A 14,270-nucleotide genomic window follows, 5' to 3' on the forward strand; every position below is an offset into this window, starting at 1 on the left:
GATTTTTGGCGCCCTTAGCATCATGATTCTTGCTGGATAAAACGTTTATAGACAAGGCAACGAGCCGAAGATTGTACTGATGGTACATCGAGGCGAAGCCAACGAAGTATAGAAACGTTTTAGACGCAAGATTAGCGACGAAGTCCAAGAGAGTTGATTAACTCACGGTAACGGTTAACGTCGTTCTTACGCAAGTATGCAAGAAGGTTACGACGGCGACCGATTTTTTTCATCAAACCACGGTAAGTAGCGTGGTCTTTTTTGTGTTGTTTGATGTGTTCGTTAAGGTGGTTGATTTCCCAAGTAAGGACAGCTACTTGTACCTCTACTGAACCAGTGTCACCTTCGTGACGTGCATATTGTGCAATGATTTCATTTTTTTTCTCTTTTGAGATTGCCATGATAAGCTCCTTTTCTTTACGCTTCATCCGAGTGACAGGTTTGGCATGGCCTGCAACCAAGAAGAAGTTATTTGTCTCTATGACATTCTTATTTTACCAAGAAGGAAAATTTTTGTCAACTGATACAAATTATAAGAGTTCTACGCCAAATCGTTTGAAACTTTTTATTTCTTCCTGTGTCAAACGACGAAAAGTTCCTGTTGCCAACTCTTTATCCAAACTTAATGGTCCCATAGCAAGGCGCTCTAAGTCTGCTACTTTTTTACCACAAGCTGCAACCATTCGCTTCACTTGATGAAATTTTCCTTCAGAAATTGTAATCTCCACCAGAGAAGTTCCCTGTTTTTCGTTTGTTTCCAATATGGTCAATTGCGCAGGTTTACAGGTAAAATCCTTAAGCTCTATTCCTGCTTCAAAGCGTGTCCTATCTTCTTCAGTCATGATGCCATCTACTTTTGCATGGTAAACTTTTGCTACATGTTTTTTAGGAGACAACATCGCATGTGCCAAAGCACCATTATTGGTTAATAACAAAAGTCCGTGAGTGTCAATATCAAGTCGTCCAACTGGAAAAACTTCTTTCTGGCGTGCACTTTCATCTAACAAATCCAAAACTGTTTGATGGTTAGCATCTTCAGTAGCTGAAATGACGCCTTTCGGCTTATTTAAAAGATAATAGACAAATCTTTCATAGTCCAATACTCGATTATTGACTGAAATTTCATCTTGATATTCATCTACTTGTACTTTCGCTGATGTGACAGCCTTCCCGTTGACCAAAACTTGTTTCTTCTTTAAAAGTTGCTTGACTTCTGTTCGTGAACCAAGCCCCATTTCTACTAAAAACTTATCTAATCGCATCTTTTTCCTCGTTTTGTTTATGAGTGACAAAAGCCGCTAAAGTTGACGTTGCCATCATGAAAACTCCTAATACACTAAAAATAAAGATTGGGGCAGAAGAAATGATTCCAATCAAAGATAAGACGAATGTTGATACCGAAGCACCGCTACTGCAACCCAAAACGACAATCGCTGTTGCACGATTTACCAAATGAGTAGGGATTTTCTCCGATACAATATGAAACACCGCTGTTAGAGATACACTATAAGCAAAGCCAGCCAAAAGAGCACTCAAACTTAAGAGCCAAATCTGACTTGAAAATCCAATCATCACTTGACTTAGACCAAAAACAATTCCCGTTACTGTCAATAAGCGATTTTTCAATACGCTCACTAGACTGGCAAAACTAACACCAGCCAAAATTCCCACTAGTTGCATACAGCTAAGAATCCAGCTGGCTGTTTCAGCGTTGCCGATCTCTGCCTGTAAGACTAGACTAGGGATCCGTAAAGTGATAGCGACATTAGCACAAACAATCATACCAGCTATGAAAGCTAAAAAGATACTCAAATTTATTTGTTTTCTAGTCATTTTACGAACAGATTTGAGACGTTTATGCTTATCGGATTCATTCTTTTCATAAGGAACAAACATAAGATACAGTGCCAAAACGATGAAACCAACTGTATAAACCAAAAATGTAGTTGTCCAACCAAAGTGTAAGAGTTGTCCGACCGCTAAAGTCAACAAGGCCATCCCAACAACTTCCGCTGAACCACGATACCCCAACATTTGCACACGTTCTCTTCCCTGAAACCGCTCACTAATAATAGCAATTGCTCGAGGATTCATCATACCTAAACCTAACCCAAAAACAAAGCGCGAAGCAAAAACGAGATTATAAGATTGATTGAAAAATGGGATAAGACCACAAATAGAATACAGAATTAGCCCTAGTATAATCATGAACCGCTCAGATACAAAGCGTTCCAAAACACTATTAAACATCAACAAAGACATGATCCCAATGGACGGTAAGGAGACTAATAATTCTACTTGGCTGGAAGAGTAATTCTTATAATACTGGAACATAGCCGGCAAGCTACTAGAAATTGAAAATGCCGTTGTTAAAACCAATGATAAAGCCAAAATGCTAGCTTTTTCCATGAATCTTTTCATCTTATCTTCTTTCTAAAATCACACTACCACTATCATACAGTTTTTTATGAAAAGACGCAATCTAGCAACGTATGAAAACAAAAAAGAAATCAAGACTGCGCATAAGATACAACATTGATTTCATTTTACATTTGTCATACACTCAAAGTAAAACTCACGACATAAGGCATGAGGACTATGAAGCAGAAATGCATAATCTCCTTGAATAATTTTCTCTGTTTCCTCGCGTGTTAGAGAATCTGTTTCTTTATATAATTTTCAAATTTTCTCTTTCTTTCCAACTTGATACTACGTTCACGAAAATTATACACTCGGATGCAGTATTTTTTGCGATTATAAGCTGCATCCTCATATGAGATAGATAACAATTCATTTCTTTCATTTAGCAACTGATTTTCTTTTTCTAACATTTCCTTCTCATCTTGGTATTTCATCTGGATAATCCCACAAATAAGAGCGACAAACATATAAGCCGCAAAGGAAATCCATCTATCTGTGTTATAGACGATTGATTGCCAATTTCTCCCAGAAAAAAATAGTTGCTACAAATAATCCGATTATAGAAAGACTTCCTGCAAAAATTCCATAGATTGTTTCAAAAATAATACTAATCAAAGTAACAAAAAGCAAACAGATGTCAATTAATTAAAAACGTTCAACATTGCGCTCAATACCCTAGGCAAGAAAAAAGCAAATAAAATCTCAGCTATCTTTTGATAAGTCTTATTCGATTTTTTACTTTCTTTAATAAAATTTTTATACAAATCGGCTAGATCATCTAAAAGTGAATAATGAATAAACCATCCATAAGTTGTCTTAAATTATCTTCATCTTGTGGAGTGGTAAAGACAAGGTTCAGGCGATTTGGAATCAATCACTATTTTACTGTTAGAGAATGCCAGCTCTTCTAACTTTTCTGCAACATGCTGAAAAGTAATTTCAAACGGATTATAAATGTTTAAAATTTCTGTTTGCTCATTCCAGCTATCAAAAATTTTGCTGATCAGCTCTACTAAATCTTCTGAATTGATAAAATTCGCAATTTCATTGGGGTGCTTTTCGACATGAGCGGTTGTACCTTTTTGAACCTTATCAAATAAACGATAGAAATAATCTTCCAGCAGTCTGGAAGAATACAAATAAGGACTACAGACTATTTTAAGAGATTGTCTGTTCACTTTAGCCCAGTGTTTACAGAGACTTTCTGATGCTATTTCTAACTCTTGAGGATAGTTAAGCACCTCTGGACCTGTTACATAAAGAATCTCAGAATGAGATAATTCCTCGGTACAATTTAAAAAGTTTGCAGTCGTTCTGGTTCCCCTACTTAAAAAGTAATCTTATTTTTTACTAGTAATATTTTATGTGCCCAACTACATGTCATACATATTTTTGCTAGAAACTTTAAGCAAAATAAACTAATTTTTTACTAATTTATTTGTACACACATTCTTTACATTGCTATTTACTTGTATTTCTTTCTCCTTTCTTTCTCCTCTATTTTATGTTATATTTAACGTATATCAAAACAATTTAACTTGGAATAAAAATCCAATTTGAAAACAAAGGAGAAAAGATGTCTGTTATTGAAAAATTAACAAAACCGGCTCATTCAATTGATATGAATGACATCATTCGTGAAGGGAATCCAACGCTTCGAGCAGTAGCAGAAGACGTTACTTTTCCACTTACAGATCAAGAAATTATCTTGGGTGAAAAGATGCTTCAATTTTTGAAAAATTCACAAGATCCTGTAATAGCTGAAAAAATGGGGCTTCGCGGCGGGGTTGGTCTAGCAGCTCCACAACTAGATATTTCTAAGCGAATTATTGCCGTCTTAGTTCCAAACATGCCAAACAAAGATGGCAATCCCCCTAAGGAGACCTATGCTTTACAAACAGTTATGTATAATGCTAAAGTAGTGGCACATTCTGTCCAAGATGCGGCACTTGCTGAAGGAGAAGGATGCTTATCAGTTGACCGCGAAGTTTCTGGTTATGTTGTTCGCCATGCACGTGTCACTGTTGACTATTTTGACAAAGAAGGCGAAAAACACCGCATCAAACTAAAAGGGTATAATGCTATCGTTGTGCAACACGAAATCGATCATACAAACGGTATTATGTTTTATGACCGTATCAATGAAAAAGATCCTTTCGCTATCAAAGAAGGAATGTTAGTGATCGAATAGAAAAAGTAGGGTGAGAATCATTCTCACCCTACTTTTTCTATATTAACTCCCTCTCTTCCAGAAAATAGCAAGGAGAATAATGGCTCCTAATACAGATGGAATAATGGCTGTTTCTGATAAATGAGGTCCCCAATTTCCAAATAGGGCTTGACCAATCCATGCCCCAAACCAGCCTAATAAGATCTTTCCAATACAGCCCATTTTCTCTCCACGATTGGTGATTGCTGCTGCAATCAGTCCAACAATGAAACCAACAAACATACTACCAATCATATATACCCCTTCTTTCTATGTTTCCAGCAAGGCTTCTCAAGAAGCAAGTGGAAGCTGTCATTATGGAAAGCGCCATTTAAGGCAACTTGAAATCTTAGATTGCCCAGTCCCCATTGCGGAAGATGGCTACACGACTGCCGTCTTCACGGATACCGTCAATATCCATCTGATTTGAGCCAATCATAAAGTCCACATGGACATCCGAGCGGTTTAGACCCGCTGCTTCTAGCTCTTCTTCAGAGAAATTCTCTCCGCCGACTACACTGGTCGCATAGGCTGCACATTGATACCATTAGCAACCAATAGTTTAGCGTATTTTTCTAAGTTTTCTTTAAAATTTGGCAGAACCATGCTGCTTCTCCTTTTCTTTTGTTATTTTTCTTTAAACAAGGACAGAAGGCTAACCGCTGCCACCGTACCGCAAATCAAAGCAGTCATTTTCAAAATCGTATCTGGGTCAAGATCCAGCTGGTAATCAAACACTTTTTGCGCTGGCTTATCTTGAGCGGAAATGGTAAGTTTCATGATAGAGTCCTTTCTGCTTAGTTCAAATACTTCAATAAAAATCTTATAATCATACAAAATCTTCAAGTAACTTTTCATCAATCTCGTAAACAACTGGAGAGGATTTGATTTTTACAACGAATTTTTTCTTTTCTAGCTTCTTCATAATTGTATCAATTTTTGTACGCTTATATTTTCCCTCAAAAACTTCTACTAGTTGTTTGTTACTAATTCCCATATGTAAAACATCAAACAATTTATCTTGTCCTAAGATAAATAACACTTCATTCTCTTGCTCAGATAGAGACAATTTATTGATTATTTCTCTCAGCTGTTCAACCTCAGTGGTTAATTTAGATAATTTTGATAACATAGTCTCTTGAGCTTGAATAATAATCCTCAACAACGCATCTACAAAAGGAGTTAGATCACCTTTATTTTTTGGATCTGAAGTTATAGAAAAAGCCTCTTTGTAAGTTTTCTTATTCTGCAAAACAGATTCCGAAATAGATAACCCTGTTAAAAAGTCTAGCTTTCTCGCCAAATACGAAGAAAGTAAAAACCGTCCCATTCTTCCATTACCATCATAAAAAGGATGAACATATTCAAAAAAGTAGTGCGTGATGATAGCTTTAATAATTAAAGGAACTTCTGGATTATTCATAAATAGTATGAGTTTCGTTAAATTTTCATCAATCTTTTCTTCATTCGGATCGCCCTGATGAACATAAGAATTGCCATCTCCCACAAATATTGTTTCTTTTCTAAATAATTTTCCGTCTGGCTTCTTATCTTCAGGCATCTCATCAAGAAATAGCTGATCATATATCATTCTAAACTTAGCTGGTAAATCAATTTTTTCAAATTTATTTTCTAAAATGCTTTTATACATTTCCACAATACCAGAAAAGCGTTTTGTTTTTGAAGGCGATATATAGGCATCGTTGATTTCCTTACGTGTCGACTTTACACCTTCCATATCGTTAGTGCTCTTTATCTCATCTATAATTTGCGAATAAAATAATTTTGGTGCCAATACACTAGACAAAGAAAACGAGGATAATTCAGCACTCATTTTATATATTCTTTCAATCATCGATATATGGCTAGGTATGGATAAATAAAATAACTGATATCTATCTGATAGTCTTTTCTGCTGGCGTTTTGAAAATGGATGGAGTGATAATTCCGTTTTCAACGCAGCCGGACTATTATATCTATTCTCGTATTCTTTATCATAATTATCAAAATCTTGATAACTCACTATTTCTAATCGTTTATACATAATATCACCACGCTATCAATTTGAATTTCAAATATTTTATCATTTTATCAACTTTAGAATGTAACAAATGAAAACAATATAACAGTATTAGAAAAACTCATCAAACAAACTCAACTGGTTATCCTCAGGCATATTGCCTAGGATACCCATGTCGTCCATTTTTTCAACTAGGGTGCTAGAGAGACCGCCACGTTTGCGGAGTTCTGTCTTAGAGAGGAATTCGCCTTCTTCCCGCGCTCTGACCAATTGGCGGGCAACGTTGTCACCCAGACCGTCCATCGCAGAGAAAGGTGGGATAAGGGTATCTCCTTCGATGAGAAACTCAGTCGCATGGCTCTTATAGAGATCCAGCTTCCCGAACTTGAAGCCACGCTCCAGCATTTCATTGACGATTTCCAGAGTCGTATAAAGGTCAATTTCTACATTGGAGGCGTCATTATTCTTGCGCTTTTCAGCAATTTCGCTCATCCGGCGCTTGACAGCATCAAGTCCGCCACTCATGGTCTTAATATCAAATGCCTTAGCCCGGATGGAGAAATAAGCACAATAGTAATAAATCGGATGATGTACTTTGAAATAAGCTACCCGTAGAGCCATCATTACGTAGGCAGCTGCATGGGCTTTAGGAAACATGTACTTGATTTTTCCGCAAGATTCAATATACCATTCAGGGACATTGTTTTCTTTCATAGCGGCAATATAACCATTACGCTCTTCGTCAGAAATTTTCAACCATGCACCTTTCCGCACACGCTCCATAATGGTAAAGGCCATTTTTGGTTCTAAGCCCTTGTGCATGAGATAGACCATGATGTCGTCCCGACAACCGATAACGGTAGATAAGTCCGCAATTCCCTGCTTAATTAAATCTTGTGCATTTCCAAGCCATACGTCCGTACCATGTGACAGACCTGATAGCTGGAGCAATTCTGCAAACGTTGTTGGATGCGTCTCATCAACCATTCCCCGCACGAAATTGGTTCCAAACTCAGGAATCCCCAGCATACCAGTTGCCGTACCTATTTGCTCTTGTGTCACTCCCAGAACATCTGTTCCTGAAAAGAGTGCCATAACTTCCTTATCATCCATAGGAATATCATTAGGGTCAATACCTGATAAATCCTGCAATTTCCGAATCATAGTCGGATCATCATGACCGAGCACATCGAGTTTCAGGACATTTTCATCAATATCATGAAAATTAAAATGGGTCGTTTGCCATTCGGCAGTCAGGTCATCTGCTGGATATTGAACCGGCGTGAAATCGTAAACGTCCATGTAGTTTGGAATAACAACAATCCCACCAGGGTGCTGTCCGGTCGTTCGTTTAACACCTGATGCACCTTGCGCCAATCGCTCGACTTCTGCATCGCGATAAAATTTATTGTAATCTCGCTCATAACCTTTCACGAAACCATAGGCTGTCTTAGCTGCAACTGTACCAACAGTACCAGCCCGAAAAGCATATTCCTCCCCAAAAATGTCTCGAACATCTAAGTGGGCACTAGGCTGATCCTCTCCAGAGAAATTCAAGTCAATATCAGGGACCTTGTCTCCGTCAAATCCAAGGAAGGTCTCAAAAGGAATATCCTGGCCATTCTTGCTCAGCTTGTGGCCGCATTTTGGACAGTCCTTATCCGGCATATCAAAGCCAGAACCATAGGAGCCATCCGTGATGAACTCGCTGTATTGACATTTACCACAGACATAGTGGGGTGACAAAGGATTGACCTCAGTAATCCCAATCATGGTCGCCACAAAACTGGAGCCAACCGAACCACGCGAACCAACTAAATAGCCTCGTTTATTAGAACGCTGTACGAGCATTTGTGAAGCCAGATAAATCACGGCAAAACCATTCCCCAAAATAGAGGATAATTCCCGTTCAATTCGATGATCTACAATATCTGGTAGTGGATTACTATAGATTTCAAAAGCCTTTGCGTAAGTCAGCTCAGCGACTTTTTCTTCAGATTTATCAATAAATGGTGTATAGAGGTCCCCTTTTACCACTTCAATTGGTTCAAAGCTTGACGCCAACTGATTGGGATTCTCAATGACTACTTGTCGAGCCAGTTCATCACCTAAAAAAGCGAATTCATCCAGCATTTCATTGGTCGTGCGGAAGTGTGCTTTGGGAAGCGGTGCCGGCTGGGCGTTTTCACCGTGACCTATGGTCCGGTTAATCATGGCACCTTGTCCCAAACTCCTAACGATAATCTCCCGATAAATTTCTTCCTCAGGCTCAATATAATGCACATCTCCCGTAGCCAGAACTGGTTTTTCTAAGCGTTCACCCACTTCAATCAAATTCTTGATGATCGTGTGCAGCTCCTCCATATCCTTAACCTGCTCTTTGGCAATCAATGGAGCATAAATCGCTGGAGGCATGATTTCGATAAAGTCGTAATATTTCGCTACTTCGACAGCTGCATCCAGACCCTGTGAAACAACCGCATCAAACACTTCTCCTTCTGAACAAGCAGTTCCTAGAATCAAGCCTTCTCGATGCGCATCCAAAATCGTTCGCGGAATCCGTGGTACAACTTCAAAATATTTAGTATTGGACAGACTGACCAATTTGAAAAGATTCTTCAACCCTGTTTGATTTTTCACATAAATCGTAGCGTGTTTCACTCGTGCTTTTTTATAGGAATTTTCATCCACCAAATCCGTATTCAACTTATTAAGATTGGTAATTCCACGCTTTTCTGCTACATCTCTGATGAAGATAAATAGCAGTCGTCCTGTTGCTTCCGCATCGTAATTGGCCATGTGGTGATGGTCAAGCGATACTTGAAAACGCTTAGTTAGAGGCCCCAAACCATGCCGCTTGTATTCTGGATAGAGGTTGCGGGCAAATTCCAGCGTGTCAATGACTGGCTGGGTGATTTTCGGCAAGCCATGACGCTCATAGTTGACATTCATAAAGCCCATGTCAAAGGTAGCATTATGGGCGACAAGTACCGTATCTTTGCAAAATTCCTGAAATTCCTGTAAAACTTGCTCAAGTGGTTTCGCATTTTTAACATGTTCATCTGTAATTCCCGTCAAATCTGTCGTAAACGCACTCAAAGGGTGTCCTGGATTAATAAATTCGTCAAATTCCGCGATGACATTGCCCTTGTACATCTTGCTGGCTGCCACCTGAATCAAATCATTATAAATAGCAGACAAACCAGTCGTTTCTACGTCAAAGACAACATAAGTGGCTTCTCCCAACTCCATATCTATTTCATTGTAAGTAATAGGCACACGATCTTCAACAATATTGGCTTCCATACCATAAATCAACTGAATCCCGGCTTTTTTAGCAGCTTTATAACCATGAGGAAAGCTCTGCACATTGCCGTGGTCAGTAATCGCAACTGCTTTATGCCCCCACTTCGCAGCTGTCGCAATCAAGTCTTCAACTTCTGGTAGGGCATCCATAGTTGACATATTGGTATGCGCGTGAAATTCAATCCGTTTCTCACCTTCAGGCATGAGATCTTTACGGTCATAATGCACCACTTCCTGTACATCTTGTACATTCATAGTCAAATCATGCGTGAAGTTATTCATTTCAATATTTCCACGTACACGCAACCATGAATTTTTCTTAATCATGTCATATTTCTTAGCTTCTTCTTCATTTTTAAACCATTTCTGAAGCGCAAAGCTAGAAGTATAATCGGTCATCTTAAAATTAATGAGTACGCGCCCTGTGCGAGTAACCTTTTTTTCAAGATCGAAAACCATTCCTTCAAAGACAATCCGATTTTCCTCAGTCTGAATGGCATTCATCTGCGTGATTTCAGCTTTATCCAATTTTGGTCGTGCAGTAGCTTTTTTCGCTTGAAAACCAGAGTAACTTGTCTTTTCTTCAACAGGTGGAGCTGCCATTTTCTGCAGCGCTTCTATGGCTTTTAGAGCTTCATCATTCGCTGCTTGTACAATCTTTTCTTTCTCAGCTTGGAAAGTTTCAACTTGTTGCTGTGTTAAAGCATCGCTTGCCTTAACCTGACATTGAAACTGTGGAAAACCAAACTTGACCAACTGTTTTGCCAAATTTGGCAAATGAATCTTCCGAAAATGATCCGTATCAATGCTTGAAGGACCTTCAATCACTAGCTGATTCTCCTCAGCATGCACCTTCAACCGGTGATATATACTGTGAAATCCCTGACTAGTACAAGGACCTTCTGTAAAAGCTTCTTGATAATAAGCCTGCAATAACTCATCTGTGAAATCTTTGTTTATTGTCCTTATCTCAAAAACTGCTTGATTCCCCGTTTTAGAAAATTCTTCCTTCAAGCACTTTTTCAATTCTTGAAATATGTCAATCGGCAAAATTTCTGTAAAAGCAAAATGAAATTCCCAGATATGGCTGACTTTATGCACCAGAACTTGCTCAATTTCTGCATGTAAAAAGGCACTTGATTGTCTCATATCAAGTGGCATATTGATCTGATTCATTAAAATTTCAAACGTTGATGACATCTTTTTCCCTCGCCTTGTAATGACACTATTCTACCATAAAACAAAGGATTTTTCGATTAAAAAATAAAGAATCCCCTTTGTCTTGCCATTAGTATAAACCATTTTTATTTTAAGTCACATCTTGCTAGCTAGCTTAAGAGTAAGTATCTGGAAAATATAAGCACCTTTACTATAATAAAATCGGAAAATCTTAGTCCACTTTTTCACACATTCACAAAGCACAAGCTAAAAGACAAAGAAAAAACAGAATCCCTCAAAATAAGGGCGTTCTGTTTTTCCTTCCTATTATTTATAACCTTGTAACGCTTTTTGGCGTTCTTCAGCTTGGCCTTTCGCATCTAATTTTTTGCCTTTGTAAACTGTGCTTTCCCATGAACCATACATTGGATTTGGGAAGATAATGAATTTTTCGCCAAATTCTTTCTTTAATTCTTCCAATTTCTTGCCACGTTCATCAGCTGATGTCTTTGAGAAATCTGCAAAGTCAACCAGATTATCTCCTAGCAACATAACTAGATTCGTTTTTTCCTGAACTTTTTGACGGCGACCTTCTTTTGATTTCACGCCTTTTTCTAAAAACATCAAATGATCTTTCCCTTGTACAGGAATACCTTCTTTTTCTAAGTTCTTAATCGTTGCATCTACTTGATTTGCCGCACGGTCAGAAATATAGTAGATTTGAACACCATTTTGATGAGCATATTGAAGAAATTCTTTCGCACCAGGAACAGCTTTAGCTGAAGCTTTCTGTACCCAAGCATCCCAATTTTTAGGATTAAAAGCTGTGCCGTCTTTGACATTCTGTACTTGGTAAGGGCTATTGTCTAAGACCGTTTCATCCAAGTCAAGAACGATTGAATAGGGCTTATCTGTCGGCTTTTGCAGTAATTCTTTCAATTGGTTCGTGGCGACATTATAACCTTGTAGATACAGAGCCTTCGCTTCATCAGACTTTTGATACCAAAGTGTGCCCATGGTATTTTCTCTTGAGCGCAATTGATCATAAGTCATCGTAACTTTATTGTCAGATGTGTTGCTTTGCGTAGCCTTATTATCAGTTGCTTTTGTCCCACAACTAGTCAATAAAATAACTGAAGCAAGAGCTGAAAAAATTGTGATTGTGGCTTTAGATGATTTCATAAAACCAATTCCTCCTAATATTAATCTATCAAAATTATAGCGTTTTCATAAAAACATTTCAAGTTATCTGACCAATTATATAGACGAAAAACAGATTGGCAGAAAAATGTCCAATAAATCCATCAAAAAATCGAGTAGGAGCTAATTTCTAGTTACTCTCACACTACCCGTACGTGCCGTTCGGCATACGGCAGTTCAACTAACTTTTAACGCATGTCGTTCAAAATAATAATCTAAACAGCTAACCAGTCCTCGTTTTGCGAGGGCTGGTTTTGATATAGCTTGCTTGAATACCGACTTGGTCGCAACCAATTGATAGTACTCACCCCAACCTGAGAATTTATCCGCTATCCATTTAGGAACGCCTAATTTTAGTAATCCCCATAGTCGTCTCGATTTCTTCTATTGTTTCCAGATAATCACTTGGATACGAGTTCTCAAACGCTCATCTATTTGAGTTACTACCTTTTTCATGTCGCCAAGAGAAAAATAGTTTATCCACCCTCGTATAACCCAGTTTAATCGCTCAATATGTGTTGTTAGGTCCATACTCCACTTTCTAGTCGTCAGTCGTTTCAACTTTCGTTTAAAACTCTGAACACTATCCTGATGAGGACGACTCTTCCAACCTTGCGGAGATTTCCAAAAACCAAAACTTAGGTACTTGAGTTGGCTAGGTTTCACGATTTTAGTTTTTGTCATGTTCACTTTCAGCTCCAATCGCTTCTCAATAAAGCGACTGACTAAGTACATAACTCACTTGACAACTGCTTCTCTCCTAACCGTGATTACGCAATCATCTGCGTACCGAATGCAATGAAGACCTCGTTTCTCTAGTTCCTTATACAACTCATTAAGCATGATATTTGATAACAGCGGAGATAAGTTACCCCCTTGAGGTATCCCTACAAGAGTCTTGTGACGTTGATCATTGATAATTACCCCCGATGAAGGTATTTCCGAATCAGTAATTCTGTATCTCCATCATGAATAATATTCTGCACTAGAGACATGAGTCTATCTTGCGGTACTGTGTCGGAGAATTTCTCTAAGTCAATATCCACAATCCGCTCATAACCATCATAAGTAACTTGACAATGGCTGTCTCACAAGAACGATTTGGTCTGAAACCATAGCTGTATTCTGAGAAACGAACTTCACAGATTGGACTCAGGACTTGAACGATAGCCTATTGTATCATTCTGTCCGTGACAGTTGGGATTCCTAGGTTGCGGATGTCTCCATTGGGTTTCGGAATTTCAACTCTGAGTACGGGCTGAGGTTTATCCTTCCTCTCCTTGATAAGCTGTTTTGTTTCTCGCCAGTTTTGACGGAGATAGCCGTCCATCTGTTCGATAGTAATTCCAGCAATACCATACGAGATAATATCATACTTAGCAATTCTGACATGTGTGGATTCCCTTTCTGTTTTGTTGCCTGTAGGCTATCTTATATCGGCGAGCTGTCCACTATCAATACGTACTAACTTTCAGTTCTATCAGACTGTTCGTTTTACAGACACAAGTGTCTAGGATTACTTCGATTAGTTATTTACCCCTTCACTCCATCTCCATTACAGAAACTTCTTCACTACTATGGATTCGACTGACTTCTTGTCGTTCGCTGTTACTAGGTTTTACCCTCGACAAGACCTCACGGGATAAGTCATACATCTTTCCTCGTTTACTCTCGTGATTTACGCATATAGGTTACGACTGCCTATTTGGATTTTAAGGTTATAAGACCCATCATCCGCTATATGCGCCTTCATATCACGTTTCTATTCGTACAGTCACGATTTCGCTATCCCTTCCTCTCCCTGCTACCTCACGATAGTCAAACTTAGGAGTCACTATTGGGTTCACCGGTAGCGGATGCCCCAGATGACTTGCACCTCAGATGTATGACATGCCCGTCGTACACAAAAAATCTCTGTTTTTTCACAGAGATTTCAATCATTTTTATTTCATTTAT

The 14,270-nt window shown here is 38.5% G+C and carries 11 protein-coding genes and 3 pseudogenes; 1 reads left to right on the top strand and 13 read right to left on the bottom strand.

What is annotated here, in order from left to right:
• Nucleotides 1–131: 131 nt before the first annotated feature.
• The 5 genes and pseudogenes from rpsO to HMPREF2963_RS01690 form a co-directional block, all read right to left on the bottom strand.
• Nucleotides 132–401 (bottom strand): 30S ribosomal protein S15, encoded by a 270-nt coding sequence (gene rpsO, locus HMPREF2963_RS01670; protein WP_001018251.1) that lies wholly within the window; start codon nucleotides 399–401, stop codon nucleotides 132–134.
• A 129-nt stretch (nucleotides 402–530) separates the two neighbouring features.
• Nucleotides 531–1,262, bottom strand: coding sequence for a pseudouridine synthase (locus HMPREF2963_RS01675; RefSeq protein ID WP_070668239.1), 732 nt, complete (start codon nucleotides 1,260–1,262; stop codon nucleotides 531–533).
• On the bottom strand, nucleotides 1,249–2,421 hold the full coding sequence (locus tag HMPREF2963_RS01680) for an MFS transporter (RefSeq protein WP_070668242.1): 1,173 nt from the start codon (nucleotides 2,419–2,421) through the stop codon (nucleotides 1,249–1,251). Before HMPREF2963_RS01680 ends, HMPREF2963_RS01675 begins: the two co-directional genes overlap by 14 nt.
• A gap of 126 nt (nucleotides 2,422–2,547) precedes the next feature.
• Nucleotides 2,548–2,753 (bottom strand): annotated as a pseudogene (locus tag HMPREF2963_RS09700) (transporter); the annotation flags it as partial.
• Between the two features lie 495 nt (nucleotides 2,754–3,248).
• Complete coding sequence (locus HMPREF2963_RS01690; protein ID WP_070668245.1) at nucleotides 3,249–3,662, bottom strand: hypothetical protein; 414 nt, start codon at nucleotides 3,660–3,662, stop codon at nucleotides 3,249–3,251.
• A 335-nt stretch (nucleotides 3,663–3,997) separates the two neighbouring features.
• Between HMPREF2963_RS01690 and def the strand changes: the two genes are divergently transcribed.
• Entirely contained in the window at nucleotides 3,998–4,612 is a 615-nt protein-coding gene (gene def, locus HMPREF2963_RS01695) for a peptide deformylase (protein WP_003070685.1), read from the top strand.
• A 42-nt stretch (nucleotides 4,613–4,654) separates the two neighbouring features.
• Here def and HMPREF2963_RS01700 read toward each other — a convergent pair whose 3' ends face one another.
• The 8 genes and pseudogenes from HMPREF2963_RS01700 to ltrA all read right to left on the bottom strand — a co-directional run.
• A complete protein-coding gene (locus HMPREF2963_RS01700; RefSeq protein ID WP_070668248.1) occupies nucleotides 4,655–4,885 on the bottom strand; it encodes a GlsB/YeaQ/YmgE family stress response membrane protein in 231 nt (76 codons plus the stop codon).
• Between the two features lie 94 nt (nucleotides 4,886–4,979).
• Nucleotides 4,980–5,165 (bottom strand): annotated as a pseudogene (locus HMPREF2963_RS08965) (aminopeptidase); the annotation flags it as partial.
• Nucleotides 5,144–5,236 carry an aminopeptidase gene (locus HMPREF2963_RS09425; RefSeq protein ID WP_247948121.1) on the bottom strand — a complete coding sequence of 31 codons (93 nt, stop codon included), beginning with the start codon at nucleotides 5,234–5,236 and terminating at the stop codon, nucleotides 5,144–5,146. The pseudogene HMPREF2963_RS08965 and the gene HMPREF2963_RS09425, both read right to left, overlap by 22 nt.
• A 21-nt stretch (nucleotides 5,237–5,257) precedes the next feature.
• Complete coding sequence (locus tag HMPREF2963_RS09355) at nucleotides 5,258–5,410, bottom strand: hypothetical protein (RefSeq protein ID WP_000778898.1); 153 nt, start codon at nucleotides 5,408–5,410, stop codon at nucleotides 5,258–5,260.
• 49 nt (nucleotides 5,411–5,459) lie between these two features.
• Nucleotides 5,460–6,674 (bottom strand): Fic family protein, encoded by a 1,215-nt coding sequence (locus tag HMPREF2963_RS01710; protein WP_083312518.1) that lies wholly within the window; start codon nucleotides 6,672–6,674, stop codon nucleotides 5,460–5,462.
• A gap of 87 nt (nucleotides 6,675–6,761) precedes the next feature.
• Nucleotides 6,762–11,156, bottom strand: a complete 4,395-nt coding sequence (locus tag HMPREF2963_RS01715; protein ID WP_070668255.1) for a PolC-type DNA polymerase III — start codon at nucleotides 11,154–11,156, stop codon at nucleotides 6,762–6,764.
• Nucleotides 11,157–11,441: 285 nt separating this feature from the next.
• A complete protein-coding gene (locus tag HMPREF2963_RS01720) occupies nucleotides 11,442–12,296 on the bottom strand; it encodes a 5'-nucleotidase, lipoprotein e(P4) family (RefSeq protein ID WP_070668258.1) in 855 nt (284 codons plus the stop codon).
• A 195-nt stretch (nucleotides 12,297–12,491) separates the two neighbouring features.
• Nucleotides 12,492–13,677, bottom strand: a pseudogene (gene ltrA / locus HMPREF2963_RS01725) (group II intron reverse transcriptase/maturase); the annotation flags it as partial.
• Nucleotides 13,678–14,270 lie beyond the last annotated feature (593 nt).

The sequence above is a fragment of the Streptococcus sp. HMSC067A03 genome (assembly GCF_001814295.1).
Lineage (GTDB): Bacteria > Bacillota > Bacilli > Lactobacillales > Streptococcaceae > Streptococcus > Streptococcus constellatus.